The organism is Pseudomonas neuropathica, from assembly GCF_051174785.1.
GTDB lineage: Bacteria > Pseudomonadota > Gammaproteobacteria > Pseudomonadales > Pseudomonadaceae > Aquipseudomonas > Aquipseudomonas neuropathica_A.
In genome coordinates, this window is the sequence record NZ_CP195111.1 from 5,246,987 (window position 1) to 5,261,149 (window position 14,163).

A 14,163-nucleotide genomic window follows, 5' to 3' on the forward strand; every position below is an offset into this window, starting at 1 on the left:
TGGCTATGGACTTGACCAGCGTGTTGCTCGGTCTCGCAGGGGCAGGGCTGCCATTGTTGGCACTCGCCTGGCAACTGCAGCGTCGGGCGAGCAATGGCCAAGCCGAGGTCGCCTTGCTCGAAGAGCGGCTGGCCATGGCACAGCTGGCCCAGGACGGACTCAACGCGCAGCTCGACGCCAGCCGTGATGAAGTCGCCGACCTCGGCCAGGCGAATGCCGCCAAGCAGGCTGATCTGGCCGCTCTGCGCCGGGAAGTCGAACTGCTGCAGATCGAGCGAGACGACGCCCGTGATGCCTCCCACGCCTGGAACCTCGAACGCGCCAACAAGGAAGCTGAACTGCGCCGCCTCGACGCCCAGGCCGCTTCGCTGAACGCCGAACTGCGCGAGCAACAGGAAAGCCACCAGCAACGCCTCAACGACCTGCAAGGCTCGCGTGATGAGCTACGTGCGCAGTTTGCCGAACTGGCCGGCAAGATCTTCGATGAGCGTGAACAGCGCTTTGCCGAGACCAGTCAGCAACGGCTCGGTCAACTGCTCGATCCGCTGAAAGAACGCATTCAATCCTTCGAAAAGCGTGTGGAAGAAAGCTATCAGGCCGAGGCCCGCGAGCGCTTCTCGCTGGCCAAGGAGCTTGAACGGTTGCAGGCGCTCAACCTGCGTTTGAGCGACGAAGCGACCAACCTGACCCGTGCCCTCAAAGGTCAGAAAACCCAAGGTAACTGGGGCGAGCTGATTCTTGAGCGTGTGCTCGAACACGCCGGTCTGGAGAAGGGCCGCGAGTACCAGACGCAGGTCAACCTCAAAGGCCCGGATGGCGAGCGCTTTCAGCCTGACGTGATCATTTACCTACCGGGCGACAAGCAAGTAGTGGTGGACTCCAAGGTGAGCCTCACCGCGTATCAGCAATACGTGGCTGCCGACGACGACAGCCTCGGGCAAATCGCGATCAAGCAGCACGTGCTGTCGTTGCGCAATCACGTCAAAGGTCTGGCCGGCAAGGACTACAAGCGTCTTGAAGGCCTGCACAGCCTCGATTTCGTTTTGCTCTTCGTGCCCATCGAAGCGGCGTTTTCAGCGGCGTTGCAGGCTGAGCCGAGCCTGTTCCAGGAAGCCTTCGACCGCAACATCGTTATCGTCAGCCCAACCACGTTACTGGCGACGCTACGGGTGATCGACAGTCTGTGGAAGCAGGAACGCCAGAGTCAGAACGCCCGGGAAATCGCCGAGCGCGCCGGGTGGCTTTACGATAAGTTCGTGCTGTTCATTCAGGATCTCGACGAGGTCGGCAATCGTCTGCAACAGCTGGATAAAGCCTACAGTTCAGCGCGCAACAAGCTCACAGAGGGGCGCGGCAATCTGGTCAGTCGCAGTGAGCAGCTGAAATTGCTCGGCGCGCGGGCGAGCAAGAGCTTGCCGGCGGATTTGCTGGAACGGGCGATGACCGATGTCGATGGTCTCGTTGAGCTCCCCTAGTAACCCCAAAAGCTTCGTCGGATCGCCGCCCGGAGCAGACTCGCTCCCACATTGGAATGCATTTCAAACTGTGGGAGCGAGCCTGCTCGCGAAGAGGCCAGTGCAGCGCATACATATTTAGAGCGGCAAATACCGACTCAACAACGCCCGCAACGCCGCCGGCTTCACCGGTTTGGCCAGATAATCCAGCCCCGCCGCATGCACCTGCGCGACCATCTCCGGTCGCCCGTCAGCACTGATCACTACCCCCGGCACCGGCTCACCCAGTTGCGTGCGCAACCACGCCATCAACTCGGTGCCGGTATCCCCGTGATCGAGGTGATAGTCGACCAGCGCCACTTGCGGTCGCACGCCGTCGTTCAATAACGCCGCGCATTCCTCACGATTACGCGCCGTCCACACCTGACAGCCCCAGCGGCTCAGCAGGCTGTTCATGCCGATCAGAATGCTGTCTTCGTTGTCGATGCACAGCACTTGTGCGCCGCTCAGCAACTTGCCGTTCAACTCCACGGCGGCGCTGGCCGGCACAGCTTGGGAGCGGGCCAGCGGCACGCTGACGCTGAACACGCTGCCGCGGCCGGGCCACGAGCGCACTCGCAAGGTGTGGCCGAGCACGCGGCACAAGCCATCGGCAATTGCCAAACCCAGCCCGAGGCCTTTTTCGGCGCGGGTCTGATGACTGTCGAGGCGCTTGAACTCCTCGAAAATCACCTGCTGTTTATCTTCCGGAATACCTGGCCCGCGATCCCACACTTCCAGACACAGTTCGCCACCCCGACGGCGCACGCCCAGCAACACCGGGCCTTTGGCGTAGCGGAACGCGTTGGTGAGGAAATTCTGCAAAATCCTGCGCAACAATTTGATGTCGCTATCGATGCGCAAATGACTGCCGCGCACGCGGAAGGTCAGGCCTTGTTCCTGGGCCAGCGCCTTGAACTCGGCGCCGAGAGTGTCGAACAGCTCATTGACCGCAAACGGCTTGCGATCCGGGTTGATCTTGCCGTTTTCCAGGCGGGAAATATCCAGCAGATCGCTGATCAGATCCTCGGCCGAGCGCAACGAACTGTCGAGGTGTTGCACCAGTTTCTGTGCCTCGCTGCTCAAGCCGTCGTCCTGATGGGAGAGGGCGGCGGAGAATAGCCGGGCGGCGTTCAGCGGTTGCATCAAGTCATGGCTGACCGCGGCGAGGAAGCGGGTTTTCGACTGGTTGGCGGCTTCGGCGGTGCCCTTGGCTTCAGTCAGCGCGACGTTGAGTTGCGACAGTTCCTGGGTGCGTTCGCTGACTCGTTGCTCCAGCCCTTCGTTAGCTTCAGTCAGCGCCTGCTCGGCTTCGCGGAACGCGGTGATGTCGGTGAAACTCATGACGAAACCGCCACCCGGCATCGGGTTGCCGATCAACTCGATCACCCGGCCGTTGGGAAACAGCCGTTCAGATGTATGCGCGCGGCCCTGACGCATCCAGTGCAAACGGCGGGCAACGTGTACTTCGGCTTCACCGGGGCCGCACAAACCGCGCTCGGCGTTGTAGCGAATAATGTCGGCGATCGGTCGGCCGACACTGATCAAACCGTCCGGGTAGTTGAACAGTTCGAGGTAACGCCGGTTCCAGGCCACCAGTTTAAGTGACTGGTCGACCACGCTGATGCCCTGGGTAATGTTCTCGATCGCACCTTGCAGCAGGGCGCGGTTGAACTGCAGTACCTCGGAGGCTTCGTCGGCGATTCGGACGACGTCCTCCAGTTGCATTTCCCGGCCTTCGATGGCGGCTTTCACCACCGCGCGCGTTGAAGACGCACCGAGCACACCGGCCAGCAAACGCTCAGTATGGGCGATCCATTCGCCGTCGGCATTCTGGTTCGGGTTGAAGCCTTTGCCCTGTCGATAGGCGAAGCGAATAAAGCTCTGACGCGCACGTTCCTCACCGACAAAACGCGCGGCCAATTGCAGCAGGTCGTCGATTTGCACCGCCAGCATCGAGCGTGCACTGGGACGAGCGCTGATCTCCTGACCGATGAAACGCCCGGCCTGCCAGTGCTCCGACACCCGTGTACGCGACAGCACCGAGACCCAGGCGAACAGTGTGAAGTTACCGGCCAGCGACAGCACAACGCCTTGCGTCAGCGGAGTAATCGGCAAATTCAATGGATTGCTGTGCAGCCACGCCAGCCCCGGAAAACTGCTCAGCGACCAGCCGAGACTGTGCGCAGCAATCGGCAGGATCAGCGTGTAAAACCACAGAAATGTACCCGCGGCCAAACCTGCGAAAACACCACGGCGGTTGGCCTGTTTCCAGTACAGCGCGCCGAGCATCGCGGGCGCCAGTTGGGTCACGGCAGCGAAAGCGATCTGGCCGATGGTCGCCAGGCTCGCGGTCGAGCCGAGCAAGCGATAGCTGACGTACGCCAGCAACAAAATCACCACGATGCTCACGCGCCGCACCGATAACATCCACTGGCGGAACACTTCGAACGGGCGCTCGGCGTTATTGCGGCGCAGCAACCACGGCAACAGCATGTCGTTGGAGACCATGGTCGACAACGCCACGCTGGCGACAATCACCATGCCGGTTGCCGCTGACGCGCCACCGATAAACGCCAGCATCGCCAGCGCCGGATGCGCCTGAGCGAGTGGCAGGCTGATCACGAAGGAGTCGGGCAAGACGTCACTTGGCAACATCATCTGACCAGCTAAAGCGATCGGGACTACAAACAGCGCCGCCAGGGCGAGGTACGCCGGAAATACCCATTTGGCCAGGCGCAGATCCTGCGGATCAATGTTCTCCACCACCGTGACGTGGAACTGCCGGGGCAGGCAGATGATCGCCATCATTGCCACGCCGGTCTGCACCACCATCGACGGCCAGTTGATGGTTTCTTTCCAGTATTCCTCAAGACGCGGGGCGAGCATGGCCTGGTTGAACAGGTCATCGAAACCGTCATACAGACCATAAGTGACGAAGGCGCCGACGGCGAGAAAGGCGAACAGTTTGACCAGCGATTCGAAGGCAATCGCCAGCACCATGCCACGGTGGTGTTCGGTGGCGTCGAGGTTGCGCGTACCGAAAACGATGGTGAACAGCGCCAGCACCAGCGAAACGATGAGCGCGGTGTCCTGGGCGCGGGTGCCCATGGCGTCGGCACCGGCGCCGATCAACAGGTTCACGCCGAGGACGATACCTTTGAGTTGCAGGGCAATGTAGGGGAGGACGCCGACCAGACAGATCAGCGCAACGACCACTGCCAGCGATTGTGATTTGCCGTAACGCGCGGCGATAAAGTCAGCGATGGAGGTGATGTTCTCCTGTTTGCTGATCATCACCATTTTTTGCAGGACCCATGGCGCGCCCACCAGCAGCAGAATCGGCCCGAGGTAAATCGGCAGGAATGACCAGAGCTGTTCGGCTGCCTGGCCGACCGCACCGAAGAACGTCCAGCTGGTGCAATAAACTGCCAGCGACAGGCTGTACACCCAGGCACGCATGCGCGGCGGCAACGGCGCGCTGCGCCGGTCGCCGTAGAAGGCGATGGCGAACATGATGGCCATATAGGCCAGGGCGACGGCGGCAATCAGCCCGGTGGACAGCGACATGCAACACTCCCGACAAAAGACTCCCCGGCACTCCTGCCCGGGCGGACAGTCTCGCATGCGCGGGGCGGTTAGTCAGTGTCGACCAAGGTCGTGGCGTGGCGGGGTGTCGCAGGTGGGGAACCGGGTGGTTTTTGCGGTGACTCTTGAGGCCCTATCGCGAGCAGGCGAAGGCCTGCATTTGAAATGCATTCCCCTGTAGGAGTGAGCCTGCTCGCGAAGGCGTCAGTCCAGACGCAACGCAATATCAATCAGCCGATGCAACTCATCCACCTCCAGCGCCGCCGCCGAAAACAGGATCCGGAACACCACCGGCGCCACCACCAGATTGATCAACCGATCAACACTCGGCGCCGCCTCATCGGGATGTCGCTCAACAATCGTCTGCAACTGCGCGCCAATGATCGTCACGCAATAGCCCGGCGTAGCGCTGGCCTGTACGTCACGCATCATGTTGCGCCCAGGCTCCGAACTCATCTCATCGAGATACTGCTCGGCCCACGCCCGAATATCACTGCGCAAGCTGCCGGTGTGCGCCGGTTCGCTGTCCGGGCGCATGCGGGCGAGGGCGACGTCTGCCAGCAATGCCGCCAGATCACCCCAACGCCGGTAAATCGTCGACGGCGTCACCCCCGCACGCGCGGCGATTTGCGGGACGGTCACGGTCGAACGCTCCTGTTCTTGCAGGAGCGCGCGGACCGCCGAATGAATTGCATCTTGCACCCGGGCACTACGGCCGCCGGGGCGTAAACCTTCTTTAATAGCCATGCGGCAGACCTTAACACAAAGAATTTGCTTTAAGCGCGAGGCAGTAGCACACTCCGCAAAAGCAAAAAATTAGCTTTTGTGGAGTGTGCCCATGACCAGCCTTGCTTCCAATCGATCCAGCCTGTGGTTTCTGGCGATCACCTTACTCAGTTTTCTCGCTGCTTCCACGGCGCCGACGCCGCTGTATCACTTGTATCAGGATCAACTGCATTTCTCGGCAGCTGTTCTGACCCTGATTTTCGGCGTCTACGCCCTCAGCCTGTTGGCGGCTCTATTAACAGTCGGCTCGCTGTCCGATCACTTGGGACGCAAACCGGTGATCTTCGCCGCTGTTCTGCTCAACGCGTTGGCAATGTTGCTGTTTATCTACGCCGACAGCGTGGCGTGGCTGATCAGCGCCCGCGTTCTGCAAGGTTTTGCCACCGGCATGGCCACCGCTGTTTTAAGTGCGACCCTGCTCGACGCCGATCGTCAGCAGGGCCCGCTGATCAACAGTGTCGCGCCGTTGCTCGGCATGGCCTTGGGCGGCATGGGGTGCGGTTTGCTGGCGCAGTTCGCGCCAGCGCCATTGCAACTGACTTATTGGCTGCTACTCGCGCTGTTTGTATTGCAGGGCATTTATGTCTGGCGCTTGCCGGAAAGCGTTACCCCGCAAGCCGGGGCGTGGGCATCGTTGCGGCCGACCTTGCACGTGCCGACTCAAGCGCGAGCCACTTTGTGGCGCGTGTTGCCGCTGAATACCGCAACCTGGGCACTCGGCGGATTTTACGCATCGCTGGCACCTTCGCTGGTGCGCACCGCCACCGGTTCAACGTCCAACCTGATCGGTGGCGCAACCGTGGCTGCCTTGACGGTGACTGGTGCATTGATGATTTTCACGCTGCGCAATCGTCCCGCCGCGCGAGCATTGCAGTTGGGCGCAAGCCTGCTGCCGATCGGTCTGGTGTTGATTCTGTTGGGCGTGCACAGCGCCAGTCTGCCGCTGTTTTTCCTCGGCACGCTGGTAGCCGGTTGCGGCTTTGGTTCAGGATTTCTCGGCGCCGTGCGCAGCCTGGTGCCGCTGGCTTTGCCCCATGAACGGGCTGGGTTGATGGCGGCCTATTACGTACTCAGTTATCTGGCGTTCTGTCTGCCGGCATTGCTCGCCGGGCACTTGTCGCGCAGCTACGGTTTGCTGGCAACCACCGATGGGTACGGGGCGATTTTGATTGTCTTGGCTGTCGGCGCGCTGTTGCTGAGCCTGCGCCCAGCGGCAGGCAAAGTGTGCCGCGCTCCATAAACGGCGCGCTTTCGGTTAGCCTTGCCCGGCCTTCTTCTCAAGGATCGACTCATGAAGATTATTCGCAGCAAGACCTTCACCGCCGAGCGCGCCTGGGGCGCGCTGGACATCGCCAATATGAACGGCATCACCACGCGCCTGCACTGGACCGATCAGCCGTACAAATGGCACGTCAACGATGGCGAGGAAGTGTTTGTGGTGCTCGATGGCCAAGTGCTGATGCATTACCGCGAGCAGGGCGAAGAAAAACAGGTGCAGCTTGATGTCGGCGACATCTTCTGTGCGAGCGTGGGCACCGAGCACGTCGCCCATCCGCAAGGCGCGGCGCGGATTCTGGTGATCGAGAGCGAAGGCAGCGTTTAACCGCTTATTAGTAAAACAGATAACAGTTAGAGATATTACCCGTTATATAGATATTCGATTCGGTTCTACCATGGATTCAACCTCACCAGAGGACAGGAGTTCATGATGATTTGCCCCAACAGCGCCAAACCCGGCATCAAGCCGTTCAGCCAGCTTCAGCATCCGCGCGAAGTGATCCGCCAATTCACCCCGAACTGGTTCGCCGCGACCATGGGCACCGGAGTGCTGGCGCTCGCGTTGGCGCAACTGCCATTCGCCATTCCAGGTCTGCACGCCATCGCTGAAGGTTTGTGGATGTTCAACATTCTGTTGTTCAGCCTGTTTACCGCTGCCTACGCCGCCCGCTGGGTTCTGTTCTTCGATGAGGCACGGCGGATCTTCGGCCATTCCACCGTGTCGATGTTCTTCGGCACCATTCCCATGGGGCTGGCCACGATCATCAACGGCTTTCTACTGTTTGGCCTGCCGCGCTGGGGCGACGGTGTGATTCATCTTGCCGAAGTGCTGTGGTGGATTGATGTGGCCATGTCGCTGGCTTGCGGCGTGTTGATCCCGTACATGATGTTTACCCGTCAGGAACACAGCATCGACCAGATGACCGCCGTTTGGCTGCTGCCGGTCGTGGCGGCAGAAGTGGCAGCGGCCAGCGGTGGTTTGCTCGCACCGCATCTCACCGACGCCCACTCGCAACTGGTGGTGCTGACGACAAGCTACGTGCTCTGGGCTTTTTCCCTACCGGTAGCGTTCAGCATTCTGACGATCCTGCTGCTGCGCATGGCCCTGCACAAACTGCCCCACGAAAACATGGCCGCCTCGAGCTGGCTGGCCCTCGGCCCGATCGGCACCGGTGCGCTGGGCATGTTGCTGCTGGGTGGTGATGCGCCAGCGATCTTCGCGGCAAACGGTCTGCCGGGCATCGGCGAGATCGCTGCGGGTCTGGGGCTGATTGCCGGGATTACCCTGTGGGGCTTCGGGTTGTGGTGGATGCTGATGGCGCTGTTGATCACCGTGCGTTACTTGCGTGACGGCATCCCGTTCAACCTCGGCTGGTGGGGCTTCACCTTCCCGTTGGGCGTTTATTCGCTGGCCACCCTGAAGCTGGCGAGCACCCTGAACCTGACGTTTTTCAGCATCGTCGGCACGCTGTTGGTGATATTGCTGGCGGTGATGTGGCTGATCGTCGGTAAACGTACTGTGCAGGGCGCCTGGCGTGGCGAGTTGTTTGTCTCGCCGTGCATCGCAGGTTTGAAGAAATAATCTGAAAAGTTTAGGTAAGGTGTGGCCTGGATCGCGCTTCGAGATTCCAATAAGCAGTACCCAGGCCTCTCTACCTTAAACATCAGGGAAACACGGAAGATGAGTCACCCCTCACAGTTCAACCTGCTGCGCACCCGGCGCTTCCTGCCGTTCTTCATCACGCAGTCGCTCGGCGCGTTCAACGACAACGTGTTCAAGCAGTCGCTGATCCTCGCCATTCTCTATCGGCTGACCATCGAGGGTGACCGTTCGATCTGGGTCAACCTGTGTGCGCTGCTGTTTATCCTGCCGTTTTTTCTGTTCTCGGCGCTGGCCGGGCAGTTTGGTGAAAAGTTCGCCAAGGACGCGCTGATCCGTCTGATCAAACTCGCGGAAGTTGCCATCATGGCCGTAGGATCGGTCGGTTTCCTCTTCGATCACTTGTCGCTGATGCTGGTGGCGCTGTTCGCCATGGGCACCCATTCGGCGCTGTTCGGGCCGGTAAAGTATTCGATTCTGCCGCAGGCATTGCGCGAGGATGAGTTGGTTGGCGGCAACGGCCTTGTGGAAATGGGCACGTTTCTGGCGATTCTCGCCGGGACGATTGGTGCCGGGGTCATCATGTCTTCCTCGCACTATGCGCCGTTGGTGTCCTGCGCGATCATCGGGATTGCCGTGCTGGGTTATCTCGCCAGTCGCAGCATTCCCCGCGCAGCGGCGGCGTCGCCTGAGATGCGTCTGAACTGGAATATCTTCAGCCAGTCGTGGGCCACGTTGAAACTCGGTTTGGGCCAGACGCCGGCGGTGTCGCGCTCGATTGTCGGCAACTCGTGGTTCTGGTTTGTCGGGGCGATTTATCTGACGCAGATTCCCGCCTACGCCAAGGAGTGGATGCACGGTGATGAGACCGTGGTCACCCTGATCCTGACGGTGTTCTCGGTCGGTATCGCGCTCGGCTCGATGCTTTGCGAGAAGTTGTCCGGGCGCAAGGTCGAGATCGGTCTGGTGCCGTTCGGTTCGTTCGGTTTGACCGTGTTCGGTTTGTTGTTGTGGTGGCATTCCGGCGGAATTCCCGACAGCGTCACCGGCCACAGCTGGATTGAGGTGCTGGGCTTCGTGCACACCTGGGCGGTGTTGGTCGACATCCTCGGCCTTGGCATCTTTGGTGGCTTCTACATTGTGCCGCTGTATGCACTGATCCAGTCGCGCACTGCCGAGAACGAGCGAGCGCGGGTGATTGCTGCGAACAACATTCTCAACGCACTGTTCATGGTGGTCTCGGCCATTGTCTCGATCGTGCTGCTGAGCGTGGCCAAGCTGTCGATCCCGCAGCTGTTCCTGGTGGTGTCGCTGCTGAACATCGGCGTCAATGCTTACATCTTCAAGATCGTCCCCGAGTTCAGCATGCGCTTCATGATCTGGCTGCTCAGCCATTCCATGTACCGCGTCGAGCATCGCAACCTTGAGGCGATTCCGGATGAAGGTGCGGCATTGCTGGTGTGCAACCACGTGTCGTTCGTCGATGCCTTGCTGATAGGCGGCGCGGTGCGTCGGCCGATTCGCTTTGTCATGTACTACAAGATCTACAACTTGCCGGTGCTGAACTTTATCTTCCGCACTGCGGGGACAATTCCGATTGCCGGGCGTAACGAAGACATCCAGATCTACGAAAAGGCCTTCACCCGGATTGCCCAGTATCTGAAGGAAGGCGAGCTGGTGTGCATCTTCCCGGAAGGCAAGTTGACTGCCGATGGCGAGATGAACGAATTCCGGGGCGGCCTGACGCGGATTCTCGAGGAGACGCCGGTGCCGGTAATTCCGTTGGCGTTGCAGGGGTTGTGGGGCAGTTTCTTCAGTCGCGATCCGAATAAAGGTGTGTTTCGGCGGTTGTGGTCGCGGGTGACGTTGGTGGCGGGAGCACCGGTGGGCGTTGATGCGGCTGAGCCGGCGAAGTTGCAGGGGTTGGTGGGGGAGTTGCGCGGGGCAGTCAGATAGTCGGCAATTTTAAGGGCCTCTTCGCGAGCAGGCTCGCTCCCACAGTTGATCGTATTCCTCTGACGGAACGCGATTGAATGTGGGAGCGAGCCTGCTCGCGTAAGCGGTAGTGGTTCAAGCGCTGACTTTGAGGCCAATCAACCCGGTAATGATCAGTGCCACACTGGCCAGCCGAATCAACGCCATCGACTCGCCAAACAGGATGATCCCGGCAATCACCGTGCCTACCGCGCCGACACCGGTCCAGATTGCATAGGCCGTGCCCAACGGCAATTCCTTCATCGCGAGGCCCAGCAGGCCAAGGCTGATGGCCATGGCCGCAATGGTCAGTACGGTGGGTAGCGGGCGGGAAAAACCGTCAGTGTATTTCAGGCCGACGGCCCAGCCGACTTCGAACAGGCCGGCGAAAAACAGAATGATCCAGGACATGCAAGACCTCCATCGATTGACGGGGTCGTCCCCAGATTAATGACTCGATCGAGCCGCAGGGTCGTCCCCGCGTTGCGCGCTAGTTTGACCAGCATTAACCCGGGGATCAAGTTTGCGCCTCAGTCGGCCGCTTGTTGTGACAGTGTCTCGCGATCTTCCTTTTCACTCATGCGCCGGAAATACGTCGACAGCAGTGCGCCGGAAATATTGTGCCAGACGCTGAACAGCGCGCTCGGCACCGCTGCCAATGGCGAAAAATGCGCGCTGGCCAACGCAGCGCCCAATCCCGAATTCTGCATGCCCACTTCCAGTGCCAGCGACTTGCGCTGGGCCAGCGGCAGCTTGAACAGGCGTCCGGTGAAGTAGCCCAGCAGATAACCGAAGCTGTTGTGCAGCATCACCACAGCCATGATCAGCAGACCGGACTCGGCGATTTTCGCCTGACTGGCAGCCACCACGGCGGTGACGATGATCACGATGCTGACCACCGACACCAGTGGCAACACATCTACCGCATGGCGCACTTTGTCGCCGAGCAAACGCTGGGCAACTACGCCGAGAATGATCGGCAGCAATACCACTTGCAGGATTGACCAGAACAGCTCCATGAACGACACCGGCAGCCACGCCGAGGCCAGCAGCCAGATCAGCGCCGGGGTCAGCAGCGGGGCGAGGAGGGTGGTGACGGCAGCAATGGCCACCGACAACGCCAGATCACCCCGGGCCAGCCAGGTCATCACGTTGGACGACGTGCCGCTTGGGCAGCAGCCGACCAGAATGACCCCGACGGCGATTTCCGGCGGCAGATGAAAAACCTGGCAGAGCAACCATGCCACACCGGGCATGATCACGAAATGTGCAACCACGCCCAGCGCCACACGCCACGGATGGCGGGCAACGGCAGCGAAGTCGTCGAGTTTGAGGGTCAGGCCCATGCCGAACATGACAAGCCCGAGCAACGGTACAATCGCGCTTTTCAGTCCGAGGAACCACGCCGGTTGCAGGAACGCAATCACCGCGAAAATCAGAACCCAGTAAGCGAAGGTATTGCCGACAAAGCGGCTCAGTGCAGCCAGTGCGCGCATGGCCTGATCCTTATTATTAAATGAACACCACAAAAACAATTGTGGGGGCGAGCCTGCTCGCGAAAGCGGCGTGCCAGACACATTAATGTTAACTGTCACTTTGCCTTCGCGAGCAGGCTCGCTCCCACAGTTTTGAAACTCGCCAGGCTTTAGATTCCTTGCGGAGTCTCTTCGCCACCCAACGCTTCCACCAGCGCCGGCAAGAAGTCGCCAAAGGTCAGCATCATCAGGGTGAAGCTGGCATCCAGTTGCCCCAGCGCCTCATCACCACCGTCCTGTTCCGCCTGATCCTGCAACAGATCTTCGAACTTCAGACGTTTGACAGTCATCTTGTCGTCGAGCATGAACGACAGCTTGTCCTGCCAGGCCAGCGACAACTGCGTAACCACTTTGCCGGTGCTCAGGTGCAGCTGGATTTCTTCGCTGGTCAGGTCCTGACGCTTGCAACGCACGATACCGCCGTCTTCGTGGGTGTCGCGCAGTTCGCACTCGTCCAGTACATAGAAGTCGTCGGCGGCTTTCTGTGTGGTGACCCATTCGGTCATGGTCGCGGTTGGCGACATTTTTACCGTCAGCGGACGGACCGGCAGGGTGCCGATCACTTCACGCAGGGTCGACAGCAGGTCTTCAGCACGTTTCGGGCTGGCCGAGTTGACCAGGATCAGGCCCTGTTTCGGCGCGATGGCGGCGAAGGTCGACGAGCGACGAATGAAGGCGCGCGGCAGGAACGCCTGGATGATTTCATCCTTGATCTGATCGCGTTCCTTCTTGTAGACCTTGCGCATCTGCTCGGCTTCGATCTCTTCGACCTTTTCCTTGACCGCGTCACGCACAACGCTGCCTGGCAGAATACGTTCTTCTTTACGCGCGGAAATCAGCAGGAAGTCGCCGCTGACGTGCACCAGTGGAGCATCTTCGCCTTTGCCGAACGGCGCGACGAAACCGTAGGTGGTCAACTCCTGGCTTGCACATGGACGCGCCAGTTTGGTGGCCAGTGCAGTTTCCAACGCCTCGGCATCGACAGGCAGGTCTTGGGTCAGGCGATAGATAAGCAGGTTTTTGAACCACATGGGGTGAGTCTCTCCTTTATACAAAGGGGGGCATTATTGTCTTCGCCGTCCCATAGGCCAACCCTTCTCTAAGCCTTTGGAAGGCCTGAGAAAATTATTTAAAAAAGTGCTTGCCAGAGGTTGGGTCGCTCCGTAGAATGCGCGCCACACCGAAGCGAAGGGTGATTAGCTCAGCTGGGAGAGCGTCTGCCTTACAAGCAGAATGTCGGCGGTTCGATCCCGTCATCACCCACCATTCGTTTCAAGTGTTTAGCGCAGCGGTAGTTCAGTCGGTTAGAATACCGGCCTGTCACGCCGGGGGTCGCGGGTTCGAGTCCCGTCCGCTGCGCCATATTCGGTAACCTGGAACACTGAACGCCAGGTCGCCACGGAAAAACCCGCCAAGGCGGGTTTTTTTCTGCTCCAAGGTTGTACCCGCGGGATGTGTCGTTGTACCGGTTTTCGGATTTATTTGAAAAAAACTTCAATTAAATCAACACTTTACGAAAACTTGTGGCATAATGCGTCCCGTAACGAAGCGAAGGGTGATTAGCTCAGCTGGGAGAGCGTCTGCCTTACAAGCAGAATGTCGGCGGTTCGATCCCGTCATCACCCACCATTCGTTTCAAGCGTTTCGCGCAGCGGTAGTTCAGTCGGTTAGAATACCGGCCTGTCACGCCGGGGGTCGCGGGTTCGAGTCCCGTCCGCTGCGCCATATTCGGAATCTGGAACACTGAACGCCAGATTCCACAGAAAGCCCGCCTTGTGCGGGCTTTTTGCTGTCTGGCGTTTGAGTATTTTTCGCTGCATATATCTATGTAGTGCCTGCCAGCCAAGTCGCTTTCGGACAATAGCAACGTTGTTCATGACTCATTTCGCGTCATGAACCCGTTCAATTG

10 protein-coding genes and 4 tRNA genes are annotated in these 14,163 nt (G+C 59.7%); 9 read left to right on the forward strand and 5 right to left on the reverse strand.

Features of this window, described 5'->3' with window-relative positions:
* Positions 1-113 precede the first annotated feature (113 nt).
* Positions 114-1,475: a DNA recombination protein RmuC gene (rmuC, locus tag ACRRSD_RS23780; RefSeq protein ID WP_435038535.1), complete on the forward strand. Its 1,362-nt coding sequence runs from the start codon at positions 114-116 to the stop codon at positions 1,473-1,475.
* Positions 1,476-1,592: 117 nt separating this feature from the next.
* Here rmuC and ACRRSD_RS23785 read toward each other — a convergent pair whose 3' ends face one another.
* Entirely contained in the window at positions 1,593-5,063 is a 3,471-nt protein-coding gene (locus ACRRSD_RS23785) for a hybrid sensor histidine kinase/response regulator (RefSeq protein WP_435035659.1), read from the reverse strand.
* Positions 5,064-5,285: 222 nt separating this feature from the next.
* A complete protein-coding gene (locus ACRRSD_RS23790; protein WP_435035660.1) occupies positions 5,286-5,828 on the reverse strand; it encodes a TetR/AcrR family transcriptional regulator in 543 nt (180 codons plus the stop codon).
* 91 nt (positions 5,829-5,919) lie between these two features.
* On the opposite strand from ACRRSD_RS23790, the gene ACRRSD_RS23795 reads away from it, so the two are divergent.
* The 4 genes from ACRRSD_RS23795 (at position 5,920) to ACRRSD_RS23810 (ending at position 10,701) form a co-directional block, all read left to right on the forward strand.
* Positions 5,920-7,107, forward strand: a complete 1,188-nt coding sequence (locus ACRRSD_RS23795; protein ID WP_435035661.1) for an MFS transporter — start codon at positions 5,920-5,922, stop codon at positions 7,105-7,107.
* A 51-nt stretch (positions 7,108-7,158) separates the two neighbouring features.
* Positions 7,159-7,470 (forward strand): cupin, encoded by a 312-nt coding sequence (locus ACRRSD_RS23800; RefSeq protein ID WP_435035663.1) that lies wholly within the window; start codon positions 7,159-7,161, stop codon positions 7,468-7,470.
* Positions 7,471-7,575: 105 nt separating this feature from the next.
* On the forward strand, positions 7,576-8,727 hold the full coding sequence (locus ACRRSD_RS23805; protein WP_435035664.1) for a TDT family transporter: 1,152 nt from the start codon (positions 7,576-7,578) through the stop codon (positions 8,725-8,727).
* 99 nt (positions 8,728-8,826) lie between these two features.
* Complete coding sequence (locus ACRRSD_RS23810; RefSeq protein WP_435035665.1) at positions 8,827-10,701, forward strand: MFS transporter; 1,875 nt, start codon at positions 8,827-8,829, stop codon at positions 10,699-10,701.
* Between the two features lie 114 nt (positions 10,702-10,815).
* Here ACRRSD_RS23810 and sugE read toward each other — a convergent pair whose 3' ends face one another.
* The 3 genes from sugE to rdgC all read right to left on the reverse strand — a co-directional run bounded on the left by sugE (position 10,816) and on the right by rdgC (position 13,285).
* Complete coding sequence (gene sugE / locus ACRRSD_RS23815) at positions 10,816-11,130, reverse strand: quaternary ammonium compound efflux SMR transporter SugE (protein WP_435035667.1); 315 nt, start codon at positions 11,128-11,130, stop codon at positions 10,816-10,818.
* Positions 11,131-11,249: 119 nt separating this feature from the next.
* On the reverse strand, positions 11,250-12,215 hold the full coding sequence (locus ACRRSD_RS23820; RefSeq protein WP_435035669.1) for a bile acid:sodium symporter family protein: 966 nt from the start codon (positions 12,213-12,215) through the stop codon (positions 11,250-11,252).
* Between the two features lie 149 nt (positions 12,216-12,364).
* On the reverse strand, positions 12,365-13,285 hold the full coding sequence (gene rdgC / locus ACRRSD_RS23825) for a recombination-associated protein RdgC (protein ID WP_007919763.1): 921 nt from the start codon (positions 13,283-13,285) through the stop codon (positions 12,365-12,367).
* A gap of 159 nt (positions 13,286-13,444) precedes the next feature.
* On the opposite strand from rdgC, the gene ACRRSD_RS23830 reads away from it, so the two are divergent.
* The 4 genes from ACRRSD_RS23830 (at position 13,445) to ACRRSD_RS23845 (ending at position 13,979) form a co-directional block, all read left to right on the forward strand.
* Positions 13,445-13,520, forward strand: a tRNA-Val gene (locus ACRRSD_RS23830).
* A 19-nt stretch (positions 13,521-13,539) separates the two neighbouring features.
* Positions 13,540-13,616 (forward strand) — tRNA-Asp (locus tag ACRRSD_RS23835).
* Positions 13,617-13,807: 191 nt separating this feature from the next.
* Positions 13,808-13,883, forward strand: a tRNA-Val gene (locus ACRRSD_RS23840).
* Positions 13,884-13,902: 19 nt separating this feature from the next.
* Positions 13,903-13,979: transfer RNA gene (locus tag ACRRSD_RS23845), tRNA-Asp, on the forward strand.
* The last annotated feature ends 184 nt before the right edge of the window (positions 13,980-14,163 follow it).